The following is a 19,511-nucleotide window of genomic DNA, read 5'->3' on the forward strand; positions in this document are numbered from 1 at the left end:
GAAACGGTTATGAAAAATGACAACTCTGTCAAAGCGGTACGCGGCAGCTTCTTCGATATCACCCGGGTGGTGGATCAGCCCGAGGAGATTGAGTCCAACGCGCGCCTTATCGAGGATGGCCTGCTGATCATTCGCAACGGCTGCATCGACTGGTTTGGTGAGTGGGAGGAGGGCAAGGATCGCATTCCGACAGAAGTGCGGGTGCGGGATTACCGCGGCAAGATGATAGTGCCCGGCTTTGTCGATACCCACATTCACTATCCCCAGAGCGAGATGGTAGGGGCCTATGGCGAGCAACTGCTGGAGTGGCTCAACCGCCACACCTTCCCGGCCGAGAGGCGCTACAACGATCTCGAATATGCCCGCGAGATGTCCACCTTCTTTATCAAGCAGTTGCTGCGAAACGGCACCACCACGGCGCTGGTGTTCGGCACAGTGCACCCCGAGTCGGTGGATGCCCTGTTCGAGGCGGCCAGTCGAATTAATATGCGGATGATCGCCGGCAAGGTGATGATGGATCGCAATGCCCCCGATTATCTGCTCGATACCGCCGAGAGCAGCTATGTGCAGAGTAAGCAGCTTATTGAGCGCTGGCACGGCAATGGTCGCCTGCTCTATGCCATCACACCACGATTTGCACCCACCTCGACACCCGAGCAGCTGACGATGGCGCGGCGACTGCGCGAAGAGTTTCCCACCACCTATCTGCACACCCATCTGTGCGAGAACAAGGATGAGATCGCCTGGGTCAAATCCCTTTTCCCGGCGCACAAGGGTTATCTCGATGTCTATCACCAGCATGGGCTCACCGGCCACAACTGCGTGTTTGCCCACTGCGTCCATCTGGAAGAACAGGAGTGGGATTGCCTGAAGGAGACCGGATCCACCATCGCGTTTTGTCCCACCTCGAATCTTTATCTCGGCAGTGGCCTCTTCAAGCTGCACAAGGCGTGGCGCAAGCAGGTGAAGGTGGGGATGGGCACCGACATAGGCGCCGGCACCACCTTCAACATGCTGCAGACCCTCAACGAGGCCTACAAGGTGATGCAGTTGCAGGGCGAGCGGCTCTCGGCCTATCAGGCCTTCTATCTGGCGACCCTGGGCGGCGCCCATTCGCTGGGGCTTGACGAGAAGATCGGCAGCTTTGCGGTGGGCAAGGAGGCGGACTTCGTGGTGCTCGACCCGGTCGCCACCCCGCTGCAGCAGCTGCGTTATGACAACTCCACCACCCTGCGGGACAAGCTCTTTGTGCTGTTGACCCTGGGGGATGACAGATCCATCTACCGCACCTATGTGGATGGCCAACTGGTGCATGAACGGGGGTAGGGGCTGGAGTGGGCTGCCGCGGCGCAGCCCCAACGAATACGGCGGCTGGCGTGCTCCACAGGGGCGCCAGTCTTGCCGCACCACAGGGGATCTCCCCGCATAGAACGTGAAATGGCCCGGTTTTTTTGACCAGCAAGGCAAACGTTTGAGTCAAGGCTGCCTGCCCTGGTCTGTCTGTCGCATCCTCTGCCACCATCGCCTGTTTCTCATCAGACTGGCGCTCGGCAGACCCGCAGATCCTGTCGCCATTTCGTCATGGAACATTCAGGCGCGTGTGAAGGAGTTGGGTATGACCCAAGCAAACAGCAGGACAAACAGCGTGGAACAGCTGGCCAATGATGACGCCAGCCAGAGCGCACCAAAGCAACAGCCGCTCACGGCTCTTGATCGCTACTTTATGATCAGCGAGCGGGGCAGCAACGTCAGACAGGAGGTGCTGGCGGGCCTCACCACCTTCCTTGCCATGGTCTACTCGGTGATCGTGGTGCCGAGCATGCTCGGCAAGGCGGGCTTTCCTCCCGGCGCCGTGTTTGTCGCCACCTGTCTGGTGGCGGGGTTCGGTTCGCTCTTGATGGGGCTCTGGGCCAAGCTGCCGATGGCCATCGGTTGCGCTATTTCCCTCACGGCGTTTACTGCATTCAGTCTGGTGCTGGGGCAGCAGATCCCCATTCCGGTGGCGCTGGGCGCCGTCTTCCTGATGGGGGTACTCTTTACCGCCATCTCGGTGACCGGAGTGCGTAGCTGGATCCTCGACAACCTGCCGATGGGAATTGCCCACGGCACCGGCATCGGGATCGGTCTCTTCCTGCTGCTTATCGCCGCCAACGGGGTGGGGCTGGTGATCAAGAACCCGCTTGAGGGGCTGCCGGTGGCGCTGGGGGCCTTCACCTCGATGCCGGTCATCATGTCCCTGATCGGCCTTGCGGTGATCTTCGGGCTGGAGAAGCTGCGAGTACCGGGGGGGATCCTGCTGGTGATTATCGCCATCTCCATCTTCGGCCTGATTTTCGATCCGGCGGTGAAATATCAGGGGCTGTTCGCCCTGCCGAGCCTGTCGGACGATCAGGGCAAGTCCCTCATCTTCAGTCTGGATATCATGGGGGCCCTCTCGCCGCTGGTGCTGCCCAGCGTGCTGGCGCTGGTGATGACAGCGGTATTCGATGCCACCGGCACCATCCGCGCCGTGGCGGGGCAGGCCAACCTGCTCGATAAGGATGGTCATATCATCAACAGCGGCAAGGCGCTCAGTGCCGACTCGGTCAGCAGCATCTTCTCCAGTCTGGTGGGGGCGGCCCCGGCTGCCGTCTATATCGAATCGGCCGCGGGCACGGCGGCGGGGGGCAAAACCGGCCTCACCGCGACCGTGGTCGGCGGCCTCTTCCTGCTGATGCTGTTCCTCTCGCCGCTCTCCTATCTGGTGCCCGCCTATGCCACCGCACCGGCCCTGATGTATGTGGGGCTCTTGATGCTGAGCAACGTCACCAAGCTCGATTTCGATGACTTTGTCGGGGCCATGTCCGGGCTGGTGTGCGCGGTCTTTATCGTGCTCACCTGCAACATCGTCACCGGCATCATGCTCGGCTTCAGTGCGCTGGTGATCGGCCGCATCTGCTCGAAGGAGTGGCACCAGCTCAACGTCGGCACCGTGGTCATCGCCCTAGCGCTGGTGCTCTTTTATGCTGGGGGGTGGGCTATTTAGGGATAACCCGCCCGTTTGGGGTCGCACTGGCGGCCCCATTTTTATATCTGCGGCGCTCTGACCGTCAACGCTGGTTACCATGCCTCAGCCGCTGGTGCCATCGCGATACCATTTTGATAAATCCTCCTACCAGATTGATAGGCTCCCACCCTTGCTCTCCTCGCTCTGCCGCTTTTTTCACCGCTGATGTGCCCCGTTTGCTCAGGGGCTGCCCTTGGCTTGTCGCTTCGGGCCAACAAAAGCGGGCTAGATGGGATCCCCTTCACACTTCTCCCCATTGTCCTGACGATGGCGGGAAACAGGCGCATATCTTGCTGTTTTTTATGCCGGTTCCAGATTTTTCCCTTCGAAAAAAGGACTTGCATATGTCCATAGGATTACCGCTCAAGCGGGTGGATGCCGAGGCCAAGGTGACCGGCAGCGCCCGCTATACCGATGACAACATCATGCTCGGGATGCGCCACGCCAAGTACGTGCGCAGCAATATTGCCCACGGCAAGGTGCTCGCCATCGACGCCAGCGACGCGCTGGCCCTGCACGGGGTCGAAGCCTTGTTCACCCACGAAGATGTGCCCACCACCTGTTTTCGCACTGCCGGTCACGCCTGGTCCCTCGATGAGGCCAAACGGGATGTGAAAGACCGCCGCCTGCTCACCGACCATGTACGCCACTTTGGTGATGGGGTCGCCATCGTGGTGGCGCGCGATCCGCTGGTGGCCGAGAAGGCTGCCGCCCTGGTCAAGGTGACTTACGAGCCGCTACCGGTGATGACGGATGCCGAAAGTGCGCTGGCCGACGGTGCCTATCCCATCCACCCGAGCGGCAATCTGCTGCGCCAAAGCCAGCTTCGTGCCAATGACCCGGAGCAGGCCATCGCTGCGGCCGATCTGCAGTTTCAGGGGCACTACCGGACTCCAGTAGTGCAGCACTGCCATCTGGAGACGGTGACCTGCTACGCCTACATGGATCAGCCGGACCACATCATCGTCGTCAGCAGCACCCAGATCCCCCAGATAGTGCGCAGTCGGGTGGCCAAATCTCTCGGCCTGCCCTGGTCGAGCGTGCGGGTGATCAAGCCCTATATGGGCGGCGGTTTTGGCAACAAGCAGGATGTGCTGGAAGAGCCGATGGCGGCGTTTCTGAGCTACAAGCTTGGCGGCGTGCCGGTCAAGGTGACCTTGAGCCGGGAAGAGTGCTTTTTTGCCTCCCGCACCCGCCACGGCTTTGCCATCGATGGCAAGATGGGCCTCAACCGCGACGGCACCCTCAAGGGCTATCAGCTCGACGTGCTCTCCAACACCGGCGGCTATGCCTCCCATGGCCACTCCATCGCCAGCGCCGGTGGCAACAAGATCAGCTACCTCTATCCGCGCAGCGCCTTCGGTTATGACGCCAAGACCTTCTACAGCAACCTGCCCACCGCCGGTGCCATGCGCGGTTACGGCGCGCCGCAGGTGATCTTTGCCCTCGAGTGCATGCTGGACGATGCCTGCGCCGAGTTGGGGCTGGATCCGCTTGATGTGCGGATCGCCAACGTGGCGCGGGAAGGGGACGTCAATCAGGTCAACCAGAAGACCATCTACAGCGCCGGATTGCCGGACTGCTTGCTGCGTGGCCGCGAGATGTTCGAGTGGGATCGACTCAAGGCCGAGTGTCTGGGGCAGGATCCTCATCTTAGGGTGCGGCGCGGCATCGGGGTTGCGTGTTTTAGCTACGGCTCCAACACCTACCCGGTGGGGGTCGAAATTGCCGGCGCCCGCATGCTGCTCAATCAGGATGGCACCGTCAATCTGCAGATCGGTGCCACCGAGATAGGGCAGGGGTCGGATACCGTCTTTGCCCAGATGGCGGCCCAGACGTTAGGCATTCCGTTTGAGCAGATCCGGGTCATCTCGACTCAGGATACCGACATCACCGCCTATGATCCTGGCTCGTTCGCTTCGCGCCAGAGCTATGTGGCGGCGCCCGCCATCCATCAGGCGGCGCTGCAGCTGCGGGCCCGCATTTTGTCGCTGGCGGCCCAACTCTGCCATCAGGATGTGGGATCGCTCACCCTGATCGATGGTTACGTGGTGCTGGCTGGCGCACCGGACAAGGTACTGATCAGCGTCGCCGAAGTGTCGGTCAACGCCTACTACCACCTCACTATCGGCGGTCAGATCACCTCCGAGGTCTCCCACAAGACCACCACTAACCCGCCCAGTTTCGGCTGCACCTTTGTCGATCTCAGCGTCGATATCGATCTCTGCAAGGTGACTATCAATCGCATCATTAACCTGCACGATGCGGGCAAGATCCTTAACCCGCAACTGGCGGAGGGACAGGTGCATGGCGGCATGGGGATGGGGATCGGCTGGTCGCTGTTCGAGGAGATGATCATCGATGCCAAGAGCGGCGTGGTGCGCAATCCCAACCTGCTCGACTACAAGTTCCCCACCATGCTGGATTTGCCGGAGCTTGAATGTGACTTCGTGCAGACCTATGAGCCCCAGTCGGTCTATGGCCACAAATCACTGGGGGAACCGCCCATCATCTCGCCGGGCCCCGCAATCCGTAACGCCATTCGAATGGCGACCGGGGTCGCCATCAACGAGTTGCCCATCACCCCCAAAACCCTGTTCCGGGAGTTTGTCGCGGCGGGTTTGATTGGCGAGGGATCAGGGGAGGAGCAACACCATGTTTGATATTGCCCGTTACTACAAGGCCCGCAGTGTGGCCGAGGCGGTCACCCTGCGTCAGGCTGACCCCGAGGCGCGTTTGCTGGCAGGCGGCACCGATGTGATGATCCAGCTGCATCACCTCAACGCCGCCTATCGTCATATCGTCGATATTCACGACTTGCCCGAACTCAAAGGGGTGAGCGAGCTGGCTGACGGTTCTATCCGCATCGGCTCCGGCACCACCTTTACCGAGCTCATCGAGAACGAACTGGTGCAGCGCCGCCTGCCGATGCTGGCCGAGGCGGCCGCTACTATCGCCGGCCCGCAGATCCGCAACGTCGCCACCTATGGCGGCAACATCTGCAACGGCGCCACCAGTGCCGACTCGGCGGCGCCTACCGTCGCGCTGGAGGCCGAGCTTGAGATTGCTGGTCCTAACGGCACACGCCGCATCCCCATCGCCGGTTTTCATACCGGCCCAGGCAAGGTTGCGCTGCAACCGGCGGAAATTCTGGTGGCGTTTCACTTTGCCCCGGACTCGCACCCCCATGTGGGCTCCCACTACTTCAAATACGCCATGCGCGATGCCATGGATATCGCCACCATCGGCTGCGCCGCCTACTGCCAGATTGAGGATGGCCACTTCAAGCGCCTGCGGCTGGCCTATGGGGTGGCGGCCCCGACCCCGGTGCGCACGCCTCACGCGGAAGCGGCGGCCGAAGGGCAACCCCTGACTCGCGCCACACTGGCAGCCATTGCCGAGGCGGTGGTAGCCGATGTGGCGCCGCGCTCCTCCTGGCGGGCGGAGAAGGAGTTTCGCCTGCACCTTATCAAAACCCTGGCGCAGCGGGTGGTCGCCTGCGCAGTCGAACGTGCCGGAGGCAAGATCCTATGATGCAACCGCAAAGCTGTCCCGCAGTGGAGATCCAGTGCGAGATCAACGGCAAGCCTTACTCCTATGCAGTGCCGCCCACCATGTCGCTGCTCCACTTCCTGCGCGGGCAGGGGCTGATCAGTGTGAAAGAGGGGTGCTGTGTCGGTGAGTGCGGCGCCTGTACCGTGCGGGTGAATGGCACCGCTATCGACAGCTGCCTCTATCTGGCGGTGTGGGCCGATGGTAAATCCATTCGTACCGTGGAGGGGGAACGCAAAGGTAACGAGCTCTCCGACGTGCAGCAGGCCTTTATCGACGAGGGGGCGGTGCAGTGCGGTTTTTGCACCCCGGGCCTCGTGATGGCGAGCGCGGCTCTGCTCGACAAGACCGAGCGCCGTCCACTGACCGATGCGGAGATCCGCCGCGGGCTGTCGGGGAATCTGTGCCGCTGCACCGGGTATCAGAACGTGGTGCGGGCGGTGAAGAAGTGCTGCAAGGGGTGATAGTTCTAGTGCCGTGAGTGGTGCGTGCCGTTGTTTGAAAAAGGAAACAAGCCGTCCAAAAACACAGGCCCGCCTCGAAAGAGGCGGGCCTGCTGCTGAGTGGGGTCAGGAGAAATCACACTTTTGGCTGGTCGATCACCAATTTGCCATCTTTGACCGGAATGGTTGCACCGGGGGCTTGCTTCATGCGGATCACCCCCTCCTGACCTGCGAGGCGATAGGTCACGTCATAACCAATGGTGTTGACGCTAGTATCCTGCACGGTTTTGCAGCGCTGCTCGGTGGTGGTGTAGGTATCGCCAGCCTGCATATTGCCCTGCACCTGATTACCGGCATAACCACCCGCGACAGCCCCGGCAGCGGTGGCCACCTTCTTGCCACTGCCGCCACCAAACTGGTGGCCGACCACGCCCCCCAGCGCCGCGCCCACCACGGTGCCGAGGATCTTGTGCTCATCCTGTACCGGCTTGCGGTGGGTCACGGTGACGTTGCGACACTCCTGGCGGGGAGTCTTGATGGTCTCGGTGATCGGCTTGCTGGCAATCACCTCGGCAAAGGTGGGTTGTGGTGTAAAGAGCGAGCCACTGGCCGCCGCCGAGAGCGCCAGGGCCGAGGCGATGCCAATACCGATACCTGCCATCATGGATCTGTTCATCTTGTTGTTCTCCTGCATACCCATACGGGCTGTTCCAATCTGGCGCCATCTTGTCATAACCGGTTGGCCGAACAAGGCGAGGGGGATGGGTCTGCGACAGGCGCTGGCAAGGTCAAAAAACAGTCACCCCGAAAAAGTGTCTGGCTTTGGCGACAACGGACTAAAAGTGACCGGTTTCCGGCGCATGGTGGACTGTGCCAGTGTAATAAGGAGCAATTCGAGTCGCAATTTGCAAGGCGTGCGGTGAGCAGAATGCCAGAGTGGCAAAGTGCTGACGGGGGCAGGTCAAGGGAGGCCTTGAGCAAGGGCTCTGTTCGTTGAGATGGCCACGCAAGTGGTTGATAAATGGCTCCAGCCCCATCGGATGTTGGCCGATAAGAGATCACGGCAAGCATTTTGCTTTGATTGGGTGAAGCAGAGGGTGAACGGGTCGGCAGACAACTGCGTAAGACCTGATATGAAGAGGTTCACCCGAGATCACCGGATCAACGAGGGGGAGATATGTCAATGTTACCCAGCTGGATCACCCCGGCCATCCAGGCCAACATCATCACGGCGCAGCAGGCTGAACGTCTGCTCTCATCCCTCTACCGGCCCCTGGCCGAGCAGGGAGAGGAGCTTCCCGCCGATATCGCCGACATCAGCCTTAAACTCTACTGCTTCCGCCAGCAGGGGCGGGTGCGCCACTAAGGCTGACAAAAGAACACCCCGCGCCAGGCTCGGGGTGTTGTCACTCATGTATCACAGGCCCATCAGGCCAACATCACTTGCGCCACCAGCATCAGGGCGCCAAATCCCAGCACAAAGCCCACCATGGGCAGCACGAACTTGACCCACTTGTTGAACTGGATGCCGAGCATCTGCAGGGTGACCAGCACCAGTCCGGTGGGGGCCAGGAACAGCATGGCGTATTGGCCCCAGTTGTAGGCCGACACCACGATATAGCGGGGGATCATCACGGTATCTGCCAGCGGCGCCATGATGGGCATGGAGAGCACTGCGAGCCCGGAGGAGGAGGGCACCACCAGCCCCAGCAGGGTGAACACCAGCATCTGCGCCACCGCGAACACGGCGCCGTGCATGCCGGAGACCAGATCGGAGGCGTAGGCCAGAATGGTGTCCGAGATCATCCCCTGATCCAGCACCAGATTGACCCCCCGTGCCAGCCCGATTATGAGGGAGACCGCCACCAGCTCCGACGCCCCCTGAGTGAAGGCCTCGACTGCCTCTTTCTCTTTGAGACCCGAGATAAAAATGATGATGATGGCGATGGTCAGGAAGGTGGCTGCCATCTGCGGAAACCACCAACCGGCCATGGAGACGCCCCACACCATCAGCGGGAAGGCGAGGATAAACAGGGTCAGAATGATCTTGCGGCGCAGGGTGAAGGGCACCCCTTCGTCCATAGAGCCCTCTTTGAGAAAACGGGCGCGAAAACTCTCTCTGTCCTCATAGGTGTAGGAGAAGGCCGGGTTGGCCTTGATCTTCTTGCAGTACCAGTAGAGATAGCCGATCACCACCAGGGTGCCCACCAGACAGCCAATGGCGCGAAAGATCAGCCCCTCGGTAAAGGGAATGCCGGCGGCATTGGAGGCGATCACCACCGAGAAGGGATTGATGGTGGAGAAGGTGGTTCCCATGGAGGCGGCGAGGAAGATGGCCCCTACGCAGACGATGGAGTCATAGCCGAGCGCTAGAAAGATGGGCACCAGTATGGGGTAGAAGGCGACCGCCTCTTCCTCCAGTCCGCAGGTGGTGCCTCCCAGCGCCATTACGAAGCAGACCAGCGCCACAAACAGGAACTCGTTGCCCCGGGTCTTGCGCGACAACGCCACCAGCCCTGCACTGAAGGCACCTGTCTTGTTGATGACGCCGATCAGCCCCCCGAGCACCAGAATAAAGACGATGATATCCGCCCCCTCTATGGTGCCCTTGACCATGCTGACCGCCACGTCACCGAACCCCTTGGGCGCTTGCTCCAATCGGGCATAGGTGCCGGGAATGGCAATGGGCTTGCGGATGGTGCCGTTGGTAAATTGCTCCACCGCAATATTGATGTTAAGTTTTGCCAGGGCATCCTGGGTTGCGGGAAGTCGGCTTATTTCCCCCTGTGGGCTATTGACCATCAGACTTTCACTGGCTGGATTATAAGAGAGCTTGGCATAGGCGCCCGCCGGAATTATCCAGGTCAGTGCAATGGCCAGTAACATAATAAGAAACAGAATGGTAAATGCAGTAGGGAATTGTCTGCGTGGTGTGGTATTCGGCACGGCACACATAAAATGCTCCTTGATAAAGCAGGTTTGGGCTCGGCGGAATATCGGGTCGATAGGGTTTCTGCGTCATACATCCAAGGTACGCAAACTCACTGTGGATTGCGTAGTGATTGGCGAGAAATCTGGCCTGATATTGAACATCCGGTAGATTGTTTCACGTTGTAACCGTAACCCGTGTGTGGCTGAATGAACATGGTGCCATGCTCGCTTTATGGGATGGCTCACAAAATTTATTTTCCATGGATTTAACAGCTGATATGAAATAAAAGTTATTATGCAATAACTATTTCGGCTTTCGTTTTATGCGGTTTACCTTAAATAAAGGTCATGAAAATAGTGCGTGCCGAGATGAATGAAATGACATATAAAGCAGTTTTGACGGAATAATATTCCATTATCGTCATTTTTCGTTATTCGCCAAAAACAGCCTGTGAAAAAAATGGCACGCTTTCCCGTAATGAAATATTTTTTTGCAACGAAAACAGGGGGCCTCTGTTGGCAGCAGGCTGCCCCTGTCTAAGACGTTTTGCTAATACCTGCCGCCGCAGGCTCACTGTTAGGCTGTCATCCCCATAAGAGACCAGTGACGGGCAGGATGCCTATGTCGCTTGCTGATCTCTGAATCATCCCGAAACTGCCCGTTTTGTGCCACCTGTGAGGAAGGAATCCGATGACAGTGCAGAACATCTATGAGCGTGACCTTGCCAAAACCGCCGCCAATTTCGAGGCCCTGACCCCCATCAGCTTTTTGGGGCGGGCGGAGCGGGTCTATCCCGACTATCCGGCGCTGATCCACGGCCCGCTGCGCCAGAGCTGGGGCGAGACCGCCCGCCGTTGCCGCCAGCTGGCCTCGGCCCTGCGGCTTAGCGGTATCGGGGAGGGGGATACCGTCTCCATCGTTGCACCCAATATCCCGGCGATGTTTGAAGCGCACTTCGGGGTGCCCATGAGCGGCGCCGTGCTCAACACCATCAATACCCGGCTCGATGCCGAGTCGATGGCTTTTATCTTCCAGCATGCCCAGAGCAAGGTGGTGCTGGTAGACAGGGAGTTTGGCGCCGTGGTGCGCAAGGCGCTGGGTCTGCTGGAGAGCCAACCGCTGGTCATCGCCATCGATGATCCCCTCTACCGGGAGGGGGCGCTTATCAGTGACCTCGACTATGAACAGTTCCTTGCGCAAGGGAGTGGTGATGAGCCCGGCTGGTTGCCGCAAGATGAGTGGCAGGCTATCTCCCTTAACTACACCTCCGGCACTACCGGCAATCCCAAGGGGGTGGTCTATCACCATCGCGGCGCCCACCTCAACGCCATCAATAACGTACTCTCCTGGGAGCTGCCCAAACATCCCGTCTACCTCTGGACATTGCCGATGTTTCACTGCAACGGCTGGTGTTTCCCCTGGACGCTGGCGGCCACCGCCGGGGTGAGTATCTGCCTGCGTCATGTGCAGGCAGACGCTATTTATGAGGCGCTGCACGAGCACAAGGTGAGTCACTTTTGCGCAGCGCCCATCGTGCTCAATATGCTCAACAATGCCGAACCAGCGCTCAAGCAGGGGCTGGATCTCCCCATCAAAGTGATGACCGCTGGCGCTGCGCCTCCCGCCACCGTGATCGCCGGCATGGAGGCGATGGGGATCGCCGTGACCCACGTCTATGGCCTCACCGAAACCTATGGTCCCTGCGTGCTGTGCGAGCCGCAAAGACGCTGGCAGGGGCAGGATGCCACCACGCTGTCGCGTTTGAAGGCGCGCCAGGGGGTTGCCTCACCCCTGCAGGGGGAAATGCGGGTCATCAATCCGGTCAGTGGCGAGCCGGTGGCCAAAGATGGCAAAACCATGGGGGAGATAGTGCTGCGCGGTAATGTGGTGATGAAAGGCTATCTCAAGAACCCGGCGGCCAGCGCCGAGGCGATGGCGGACGGCTGGTTTCGCAGTGGGGATCTGGCGGTGTGGCACCCGGATGGTTATGTGGAGATCAAGGACAGATCCAAGGACATCATCATCTCCGGCGGGGAGAATATCTCCAGTCTGGAGGTGGAAGATGTGCTCTATCGCCATCCCGATGTGGACGAAGCGGCGGTGATCGCCATGCCCGATGAGAAGTGGGGGGAGGTGCCCTGCGCCTTCGTCAAACTGAAAGAGGGGCGAGAGACCACCCAGGCGGAGCTGATCGCCTTTTGCCGGGAGCAGATGGCCCACTTCAAGGCGCCTAAGCGGATCATCTTTACCCCGCTGCCGAAGACCTCCACCGGCAAGGTGCAAAAGTTTGTGCTGCGCAAACAGCTGGGTTAGGTGCTAATCGAGCGTGAGTGAAAGCAGCGTGCAATAGGATGACTAAGCTGTCGGGATAAATGCAGCAAGGGAAGTGGGAGTGCCTGACTGGCCAGCCAGCTATCGTGCCTTGCACGCGACGCAGTTGCGGCCGCTCTGTTTGGCCTGATAGAGCATCTGATCGGCGCGCGCGTAGAGGCTCTCCATCTGCTCCCCCTTGCTATTTTCCACCAGCCCGGCGCTGATGGTGATAACCAGCTCATCCCCATCGGCAAGGGGTAACGGGCTTTGCATCACCTGCTTGCGCAGCCGTTCGGCCAGTGATGCGGCGGCCGAGAGGGTGGTGTTGGGCAGCAAGATGGCAAACTCGTCACCGCCGATGCGGGCCAGCACATCTTCGCTGCGCAGCACCGATTGCATCACCCTGCCCAGATGGATCAGCGCCTGATCGCCCAGCGGGTGACCGTAGCGATCGTTGATGCATTTGAACTGATCCACATCCAGCACTATCAGCACCGAGGTGAGCTGGTGGCGCATGTTCATACTCAGGTTCTTTTCGCACACCTCGAAGAAGAAACGGCGGTTATAAAGTCCGGAGAGGCTGTCATGAACCGATTGATATTGCAGTTGTTCCTTGAGCTGGTGCAGCTCGGTGATATCGGAGGAGATACCGATCAGGGTGGGGGTACCATCAGCCAGCTTGAAGGGGACTTTGACAGACCAGTAGTAATGTTGCTTGCCTTCGGTATCGGTCAGTGACTCTTCACCGGCTTGCAGCTCACCCGTTTCGAACACCCGGTTGTCCAGCTGCCACAGCTGGTTGGCTCCGTGTGGGGAGAACAGCTCATTATCGCTGCGGTTGATGATCTGTTCGGCGGGTAAACCGAGCAGGGCACACACCTTCTGATTGACGTAGAGAAAGCGGTGCTGGCTGTCCTTCATATAGATATGGGCATCCACGTTGGCCAGGATGATCTCCAGCAACTGATGCTGCTCGGCCATACGGGCCTCAATCAGCTTGTGTTCCGTGATATCGGTGGAGATGCCGCACAGACCGATCAGCGTGCCATCCCGGTCGTACATCGGCTTTTTCACGCTCCAGTAGACCCGTTTCTCTCCCGTGGGTTTGAGGTAGTTGATCTCCTCCCGGGCGATGGCGACCTGCTGCTCCAGCACCTGACGATCATTTCGTCTCAGATCTTCCGAGAAGTCGAGGTCAAAAAAGGCGCGATCATCCTTGCCTTGCAGTTCGGCCAGGGTACAACCAAAGAGATCCAGCACAGCCTGATTGGCATAGATATAACGGCCATCCAGATCCTTGGTAAAGAGGTAAGCCCCCATCTCGTTAAAGATGGATCTGAGGTGATCCAGCTCGTGCTGCAATCGGGTGGAGAAGGGTTCATCCTTCATGAAGTTGGCCATCCTTGGGTCGCTGTGATGGGTTGGCTGAACACGAGGCCAACGTGCATCAACTGCTTTAAATTAAGCACTCTTCACGGCATATTTCTCATTTATTTCCGCAGGTTCTGCGTTATGTCACATGGTTGTAACCTCTTAGCAAATCAAAGGAAATCAGTTGAGTCCATGGTTGTTGAGATAGCTTGCCACCATGTATCGACCCCGTATCATCGGCTCTCGACAGAGAAGTTGAACAACAGCTAAATAAACCTCCCCGAGTGGCAAAAAGGGTAACGAACAGGTCTTTAGTCAAACTATTTCCTCGGTGTCCCTGATATCATCTCCAGCAACGCAATATGGAGAGATACGAGATGGTAGTGGCACCGTTTAATTGGAATGACACAGTTCAGTGGGACGGGCCGGGGGCCATTGCGGGTAGCGAAGAGAGTTTGAGCGCAGATCGGCTGGATCGCGCCCGCTATGCCGAATTTCTGACCAACTACCTCGCCGCCGAAGGCAAGCAGCGCAACTATGTGCTCAACCTCAATGCCGAGTGGGGGGCGGGTAAAACCTGGTTTATCAAGCGCTGGTATATGGAGCTGAAAGCGCACTATCCCACCGTCTATATCGACGCCTGGCAGCAGGACTTTTCCGATGATCCCTTATTGATGGTGATTTCGTCGATTATCGATCAATTGAAAGATGCAACAGGAAATAAGGTTTCCATACCTGATGGCATCAAGCCCAAGCTATTGGGTTTGCTCAAGGTAGGCGGAAAATTGGTACTCAAGTCAGCCATTAAAAAAGCTGGATGGGAAGATAGTGACTTTTCTGTGGAAGGAGAAGACGCAGATAAGCTGGTTGATACACTTTGTAGCAATCACAAAGAGCGTTATGAATCTATCCAGTTTCTTAAACAAGAGATCCGGCAATGGGTTGAGGGAGCTGTTGGTTTAAGTGAAGGAGAACTGGATTATCCCGCATTTATTTTGATAGATGAGCTTGATCGTTGTCGTCCCTCTTATGCTGTAGAAATGCTGGAGACCATCAAACATATTTTTGATATTCCCGGGGTGGTGTTTGTACTGGCAACAGATACTGAGCAGTTGCAGCATGCTATCAAGGTCATTTATGGCGATGGTTTTGATGCAGAAAGCTATCTTGGACGATTTTTTCATAGACGATTTACGTTAGGCAGTATCTCTAGGCGAGAGTTTATTCAGCAGGCAATTGTAGATAAAAAATTGCATTTTGAGCATATCAATGCATGGCCGAAAATAACTGATAGTCAAGTGTTGGTAAATGTATTAACAGCTGTCTGTGATCATTTTTCATTGAGCTTAAGAAGAACAGAGCAAGTGTTGGACCGAATGATTGCTTCCATCGTCAATTACCAAGGTTGCACAATAAATCTGATTTTTCTTGTTTATCTGTTTTCTCTGTGCGAGAAAAACAATGAAGATTATCGAGCTGTAGTGGATGGAAAAATGCCTACTACAGATAATCACCCTAAGCTAAAAGGCTTTAACGCTCTAATCAATGAATATGTAGAACAAAATTTTTCTTGTTTTATAAAGGCAGAAAGCTCCATGGGTACTCATATAGAGTTTATGGGTGATGGTAAATATCGAAACCCCTTCGAAGACAAGGAGTATAATGTTTCTTTAAAGGAACTGTTGGTGGCGTCATATAAAAGTATGCTAAATCCAGCACTAGATTATAGTTATTCGAATCGACTTCTAGATTTAGTAAAAGAATATTCAAGTCAATGTCGTAAGTTAACAGTAAAAGAGAGTTCTACTTTGGCAGAAAAAGAGCTGTCACAGTTGGAACGACGTTTAACAACGTATAAGAATTTAGTTGAGTTGGCCGTGCATCTTGACTAAATAAAGCCGGGATAACCCGGCTTTATTATCAGTTTATTTATTGTGCCGCTCATTAAGCCGCTGTACCACATCCTGTAATCCCAACCCTTCGTTTTGCAGCAGCACGGTCAGGTGGTAGAGCAGATCGGCGGATTCGTTAATGAGCTCCTCCCGATCCTTGGCCATGGCGGCCAGCGCCACCTCAACTCCTTCTTCACCGACCTTCTGGGCGATGCGCTTGGTGCCTTTGCCGTAGAGGCTGGCGGTGTAGCTGGTGGCCGGATCGGCCCCTTTGCGGGCAGCCAGTACCTGCTCCAGCTCTGCCAAAAAACCGAGCGGTGGCAGCGGGTGGCCATTAAAGCAGGAGGTTGTCCCTTTGTGGCAGGTGGGGCCGACGGGGTTGGCGGCGATCAGCAGGGAGTCCTGATCGCAATCGGTGCTGATGGCCACGAGTTGGAGCACATTGCCCGAGCTTTCACCCTTGGTCCAGAGCCGCTGTTTGCTGCGGCTAAAGAAGGTGACCTGACCTGTGGTCTGGGTCTTTTCCAACGCTTCGCGGGTCATAAAGCCCTGCATCAGCACCTCGCCGCTGGCGGCGTGCTGGACGATGGCAGGGATCATGCCATCACATTTAGCCCAGTCGAGTTGCTCGGCAAGGGGGCGCGCGCTGGCGGTTGTTTGCGTGTTATCAGAGAAGTTATTCACGGATGGCGACTCCTTCGGTTTTCAGCCAGCGTTTCAATTCGGGAATGGGGATAAGGCCCTTGTGGAACACAGAGGCGGCCAGCGCCCCGTCCACATCGGCGAGGGTGAAGGCATCGCGAAAGTGCACCATGGCACCGGCGCCGCCGGAGGCGATCAGCGGCACCTTGCAGACGCCGCGAACCAGCTTGAGCTGATCGAGCTCATAACCCTGACGCATGCCGTCCTGATTCATCACGTTCAGCACGATTTCGCCCGCGCCACGCTTTTGTACCTCCTGTACCCAATCGAGAGTGTGCCAGGCGGTGGTGCGGGTGCGGCTCTCGTCACCGGTAAACTGTTTGACCTGATAGTGGCCCGTGTCGGCGTCGAAGTAGGAGTCAATGCCCACCACCACGCACTGCACGCCAAAGCGCTCGGCCAGTCGGCTGATAAGGGTCGGATCGGCCAGCGCCGGAGAGTTGATGGAGACCTTGTCGGCACCAAATTCGAGGATCTGGCGGGCGTCTTCGACGCTCTTGATGCCACCGGCGACGCAGAAGGGGATATCGATCACCTCCGCCACCCGGCTCACCCAGCTCTTGTCTACCACCCGGGCATCGCTGGAGGCGGTGATATCGTAGAACACCAGCTCGTCAGCGCCCTCTTCGGCGTAGCGGCGCGCCAGCTCGACAATGCCGCCCATCACCTCGTGGTTGCGAAATTGCACCCCTTTGACCACCACGCCATCTTTCACGTCGAGGCAGGGGATAATGCGTCTTGCCAGCATCAGTTACCTCCTGTGGTATCGGCAGCGGGTGCTTGCCAGCAGGTGATGGCGTCACCTACCGAGAATTTGCCCTCCAGCAGGGCACGGCCAAGGATGATCCCCTTGACGCCGGAGCCCTTGAGCGCCTCGATATCCGCGATGCCGCCAATGCCGCCGGAGGCCTGAAAGGCGACGCTCGGGTAGCGGGCGCAGAGATCTCGATAGAGCTCGACATTGGTGCCAGCCAGGGTGCCGTCACGACTGATGTCGGTGCAGAGCACATGCTTGAGCCCGGCGGGGAGGAAGCGCTCGATCAGTGCTTCGATGGTCACGCCGCTGTTCTCCTGCCAGCCTGCCACCGCAATATGGCGATTGCCCTGCTCATCGATATTGACGTCCAGCGCCAGCACGATCTGCTCGGGGCCATATTTCTCCATCCAGCTCGCCACCAGATCCGGGGATTTGACGGCGGTGGAGCCAATCACCACCCGGCTGGCACCGGCGGCCAGCAGATCTGCCACATCCTGCTCGGTACGCACGCCGCCGCCGACCTGCACCGGTGCTTCGGTGGCTGACAGCAGTTGGGTCAGCAGGGGCAACTGGCGCGCCTTGGCATCCTTGGCACCGTCCAGATCCACCAGATGGAGCTGCACCGCTCCCTGGGAGACATATTCATCAAAGCGGGCCTGCGGGCTGCTGCTGTATTCGGTCTTCTGGTCGTAGTCCCCCTGATAGAGGCGAACCACCTGACCGTTGATAAGGTCAATTGCGGGAATGATCATTCATAGCTCCAGAAAGTTTTGCAGCAAACGGGCACCGGCTGCGCCTGAGCGCTCCGGGTGAAATTGGGCGCCAAAGAAGTTGTCACGGGCCACAATCGCGGTAAAAGGGTTGCCGTAGTCGCAGGTCGCCAGCGTCGCTTCTGTCACCTCCAGCGCATAGGAGTGGACGAAGTAGAAGTAGCTGCCGCTCGGGATCCCCTTGAGCAGAGGATGGGTTTCGTCATGCTCAATCTGGTTCCAGCCCATGTGGGGCAGGCGCAGATTGCCCACTTCCATCAGCCGGATCTTGCCCGGCACTATGCCAAGGCAGTCGATGAGATCGCCTTTACTGCCATCGGCACTCATGCTCTCTTCGGAGGCCTCCGCCAGCATCTGCATGCCAAGGCAAAAGCCCAGCAGCGGCTGCTTGGCGGCGCGAATAAGGGGCACTAGTCCGCGCTCGTTGAGGTTTTTCATGGCGGCTACCGCGGTGCCGACGCCGGGCAGGATCAGCTTGTCCGCCTGCTCGATATCGGCGACCTGGCTTGAGACCAGCGGCTGCACGCCGAGGCGCTCGAACGCCATCCTGACCGAGGCCAGATTGGCGCAGCCGGTATCGATAATGACCAGCTTCTGCTTGCTCACATCCATCACAGCACTCCCTTGCTGGAGGGAAGCTCGCTCCCTTCCACCCGAATGGCCTGACGCAGGGCGCGGCCAAAGCCTTTGAACAGCGCCTCCACTTGATGGTGGGTGTTGCCGCTGCCCACCTTCATCTGCAATGTGATGGCCATGGCATCCGACAGCGAGCGGAAGAAGTGGGGCACCATCTCGGTGGCCATCTCGCCCACCTTGTCACGACCAAAGCCGCTCGGGCAGTCAAATACGAAGTAGGGGCGACCGCTGAGATCCAGCGCTGTGCTCACCTCCTGCTCGGTCAGCGGGCGCGCATCGATCACCGCCTGTACCTCGTCCATCGCCAGCACGAAGCCGAAACGGCCGATGCCGCGCTTGTTGCCAAGGGCCTGACGCAGCGCCTGACCCAGCGCCAGTCCGACGTCTTCCACCGTGTGGTGATCGTCGATATGCAGATCGCCGCTGACGTTCAGCTTGAGCTGGAAACCGGCGTGGGTCGCTATCTGATCCAGCATGTGATCAAAGAAGCCGATACCGGTGGCGATCTGGTTGCCGCCGCTCTTATCCAAGTCAACTGCTACCTGAATGCGGGTCTCCTTGGTGTTGCGCTCAACCGAGGCTACGCGGCCCTTGGAGAGCAGCTGATCACGGATGGCGAGCCAGTCGTGATCTTGCGGGTGGTAGCGAATACCGCCAATGCCCATATTCTCGGCAAGCTGCAGATCGGTCTGGCGATCGCCAATCACGAAGGAGTTGGCAAAGTCGATGCGACCGGAGGCGAGGTACTCCTTCACCAGCCCGAGGTGGGGCTTGCGGCAGCTGCAGCCGTCGGTGGGGAAGTGCGGGCAGATCAGCACCTGCTCCCACTTCACCCCTTGCGATTCAAACAGATGCATCATCAGATCGTGGGGGGGCTGGAAGTTCTCCAGCGGCAGGCTGGCGGTGCCCAGCCCGTCCTGGTTGGTCACCATCACCAGCACGTAGCCGGCGGCCTGCAACTCGCGCAGCACCGGAATGACCATGGGCTCGAAGCGCAGCTTGGCGAGGCTATCCACCTGCTTGTCGGTCACCGGCTCTTCAATCAGGGTGCCGTCGCGGTCGATAAACAAAAACGGGGTCTTCATCGCTACATCCTT

Annotated in this window: 16 protein-coding genes; 8 read left to right on the plus strand and 8 right to left on the minus strand. The window is 58.3% G+C overall.

Annotation, left to right across the window (positions count from 1 at the left end):
• The first annotated feature begins 9 nt into the window (after nt 1-9).
• The 5 genes from guaD (at nt 10) to xdhC (ending at nt 7,062) form a co-directional block, all read left to right on the plus strand.
• Nucleotides 10-1,326: a guanine deaminase gene (gene guaD / locus G5358_RS02070; protein WP_100653697.1), complete on the plus strand. Its 1,317-nt coding sequence runs from the start codon at nt 10-12 to the stop codon at nt 1,324-1,326.
• A gap of 397 nt (nt 1,327-1,723) precedes the next feature.
• Nucleotides 1,724-3,025, plus strand: coding sequence for an NCS2 family permease (locus G5358_RS02075; RefSeq protein ID WP_421231045.1), 1,302 nt, complete (start codon nt 1,724-1,726; stop codon nt 3,023-3,025).
• Between the two features lie 365 nt (nt 3,026-3,390).
• Complete coding sequence (xdhA, locus tag G5358_RS02080; RefSeq protein ID WP_421323498.1) at nt 3,391-5,709, plus strand: xanthine dehydrogenase molybdenum-binding subunit XdhA; 2,319 nt, start codon at nt 3,391-3,393, stop codon at nt 5,707-5,709.
• Nucleotides 5,702-6,580, plus strand: coding sequence for a xanthine dehydrogenase FAD-binding subunit XdhB (xdhB, locus tag G5358_RS02085; RefSeq protein WP_421323499.1), 879 nt, complete (start codon nt 5,702-5,704; stop codon nt 6,578-6,580). The genes xdhA and xdhB overlap by 8 nt, the downstream gene beginning before the upstream one ends.
• Nucleotides 6,577-7,062 carry a xanthine dehydrogenase iron sulfur-binding subunit XdhC gene (xdhC, locus tag G5358_RS02090; RefSeq protein ID WP_058056839.1) on the plus strand — a complete coding sequence of 162 codons (486 nt, stop codon included), beginning with the start codon at nt 6,577-6,579 and terminating at the stop codon, nt 7,060-7,062. Before xdhB ends, xdhC begins: the two co-directional genes overlap by 4 nt.
• 115 nt (nt 7,063-7,177) lie before the next feature.
• Here xdhC and G5358_RS02095 read toward each other — a convergent pair whose 3' ends face one another.
• Nucleotides 7,178-7,717: a glycine zipper 2TM domain-containing protein gene (locus G5358_RS02095; protein WP_026035120.1), complete on the minus strand. Its 540-nt coding sequence runs from the start codon at nt 7,715-7,717 to the stop codon at nt 7,178-7,180.
• Between the two features lie 501 nt (nt 7,718-8,218).
• Between G5358_RS02095 and G5358_RS02100 the strand changes: the two genes are divergently transcribed.
• The gene (locus G5358_RS02100) at nt 8,219-8,407 is read left to right on the plus strand and encodes a hypothetical protein (RefSeq protein WP_040069812.1); all 189 of its coding nucleotides are present in this window, start codon (nt 8,219-8,221) and stop codon (nt 8,405-8,407) included.
• Between the two features lie 62 nt (nt 8,408-8,469).
• Here G5358_RS02100 and G5358_RS02105 read toward each other — a convergent pair whose 3' ends face one another.
• The gene (locus tag G5358_RS02105) at nt 8,470-9,996 is read right to left on the minus strand and encodes a YfcC family protein (RefSeq protein ID WP_421323500.1); all 1,527 of its coding nucleotides are present in this window, start codon (nt 9,994-9,996) and stop codon (nt 8,470-8,472) included.
• Nucleotides 9,997-10,663: 667 nt separating this feature from the next.
• Between G5358_RS02105 and G5358_RS02110 the strand changes: the two genes are divergently transcribed.
• On the plus strand, nt 10,664-12,286 hold the full coding sequence (locus G5358_RS02110) for an acyl-CoA synthetase (protein ID WP_421255157.1): 1,623 nt from the start codon (nt 10,664-10,666) through the stop codon (nt 12,284-12,286).
• 99 nt (nt 12,287-12,385) lie between these two features.
• Here G5358_RS02110 and G5358_RS02115 read toward each other — a convergent pair whose 3' ends face one another.
• Nucleotides 12,386-13,675: a sensor domain-containing diguanylate cyclase gene (locus G5358_RS02115; protein ID WP_421323501.1), complete on the minus strand. Its 1,290-nt coding sequence runs from the start codon at nt 13,673-13,675 to the stop codon at nt 12,386-12,388.
• Between the two features lie 359 nt (nt 13,676-14,034).
• Here G5358_RS02115 and G5358_RS02120 point away from each other — a divergent pair, with 359 nt between their 5' ends.
• The gene (locus tag G5358_RS02120) at nt 14,035-15,549 is read left to right on the plus strand and encodes a KAP family P-loop NTPase fold protein (protein WP_421323502.1); all 1,515 of its coding nucleotides are present in this window, start codon (nt 14,035-14,037) and stop codon (nt 15,547-15,549) included.
• 33 nt (nt 15,550-15,582) lie between these two features.
• Here the strand turns inward: G5358_RS02120 and hisIE are convergent, their stop codons facing one another.
• From hisIE to hisB, 5 genes are read right to left on the minus strand one after another with little or no spacing between them, the layout of a single operon-like run.
• Nucleotides 15,583-16,233, minus strand: a complete 651-nt coding sequence (hisIE, locus tag G5358_RS02125; RefSeq protein ID WP_421231018.1) for a bifunctional phosphoribosyl-AMP cyclohydrolase/phosphoribosyl-ATP diphosphatase HisIE — start codon at nt 16,231-16,233, stop codon at nt 15,583-15,585.
• Nucleotides 16,226-16,999: an imidazole glycerol phosphate synthase subunit HisF gene (hisF, locus tag G5358_RS02130; protein ID WP_421323503.1), complete on the minus strand. Its 774-nt coding sequence runs from the start codon at nt 16,997-16,999 to the stop codon at nt 16,226-16,228. The genes hisIE and hisF overlap by 8 nt, the downstream gene beginning before the upstream one ends.
• Entirely contained in the window at nt 16,999-17,760 is a 762-nt protein-coding gene (gene hisA / locus G5358_RS02135; RefSeq protein ID WP_421323504.1) for a 1-(5-phosphoribosyl)-5-[(5-phosphoribosylamino)methylideneamino]imidazole-4-carboxamide isomerase, read from the minus strand. The genes hisF and hisA overlap by 1 nt, the downstream gene beginning before the upstream one ends.
• Nucleotides 17,761-18,390: an imidazole glycerol phosphate synthase subunit HisH gene (hisH, locus tag G5358_RS02140; RefSeq protein WP_421323505.1), complete on the minus strand. Its 630-nt coding sequence runs from the start codon at nt 18,388-18,390 to the stop codon at nt 17,761-17,763.
• Complete coding sequence (gene hisB, locus G5358_RS02145; RefSeq protein ID WP_421323506.1) at nt 18,390-19,499, minus strand: bifunctional histidinol-phosphatase/imidazoleglycerol-phosphate dehydratase HisB; 1,110 nt, start codon at nt 19,497-19,499, stop codon at nt 18,390-18,392. Before hisB ends, hisH begins: the two co-directional genes overlap by 1 nt.
• Between the last annotated feature and the right edge of the window lie 12 nt (nt 19,500-19,511).

The sequence above is a fragment of the Aeromonas sp. 604176 genome (assembly GCF_049170755.1).
Classification (GTDB): Bacteria; Pseudomonadota; Gammaproteobacteria; order Enterobacterales; family Aeromonadaceae; genus Aeromonas; species Aeromonas veronii_A.

Excerpts from the sequence above, each read along its gene's own strand:
- guaD (WP_100653697.1), top strand. The coding sequence starts at position 10 with ATGAAAAATGACAACTCTGTCAAAGCGGTACGCGGCAGCTTCTTCGAT.
- G5358_RS02075 (WP_421231045.1), top strand. The coding sequence starts at position 1,724 with ATGATCAGCGAGCGGGGCAGCAACGTCAGACAGGAGGTGCTGGCGGGC.
- xdhA (WP_421323498.1), top strand. The coding sequence starts at position 3,391 with ATGTCCATAGGATTACCGCTCAAGCGGGTGGATGCCGAGGCCAAGGTG.
- xdhB (WP_421323499.1), top strand. The coding sequence starts at position 5,702 with ATGTTTGATATTGCCCGTTACTACAAGGCCCGCAGTGTGGCCGAGGCG.
- xdhC (WP_058056839.1), top strand. The coding sequence starts at position 6,577 with ATGATGCAACCGCAAAGCTGTCCCGCAGTGGAGATCCAGTGCGAGATC.
- G5358_RS02095 (WP_026035120.1), bottom strand. The coding sequence starts at position 7,717 with ATGAACAGATCCATGATGGCAGGTATCGGTATTGGCATCGCCTCGGCC.
- G5358_RS02100 (WP_040069812.1), top strand. The coding sequence starts at position 8,219 with ATGTCAATGTTACCCAGCTGGATCACCCCGGCCATCCAGGCCAACATC.
- G5358_RS02105 (WP_421323500.1), bottom strand. The coding sequence starts at position 9,996 with ATGTGTGCCGTGCCGAATACCACACCACGCAGACAATTCCCTACTGCA.
- G5358_RS02110 (WP_421255157.1), top strand. The coding sequence starts at position 10,664 with ATGACAGTGCAGAACATCTATGAGCGTGACCTTGCCAAAACCGCCGCC.
- G5358_RS02115 (WP_421323501.1), bottom strand. The coding sequence starts at position 13,675 with ATGAAGGATGAACCCTTCTCCACCCGATTGCAGCACGAGCTGGATCAC.
- G5358_RS02120 (WP_421323502.1), top strand. The coding sequence starts at position 14,035 with ATGGTAGTGGCACCGTTTAATTGGAATGACACAGTTCAGTGGGACGGG.
- hisF (WP_421323503.1), bottom strand. The coding sequence starts at position 16,999 with ATGCTGGCAAGACGCATTATCCCCTGCCTCGACGTGAAAGATGGCGTG.
- hisA (WP_421323504.1), bottom strand. The coding sequence starts at position 17,760 with ATGATCATTCCCGCAATTGACCTTATCAACGGTCAGGTGGTTCGCCTC.
- hisH (WP_421323505.1), bottom strand. The coding sequence starts at position 18,390 with ATGGATGTGAGCAAGCAGAAGCTGGTCATTATCGATACCGGCTGCGCC.
- hisB (WP_421323506.1), bottom strand. The coding sequence starts at position 19,499 with ATGAAGACCCCGTTTTTGTTTATCGACCGCGACGGCACCCTGATTGAA.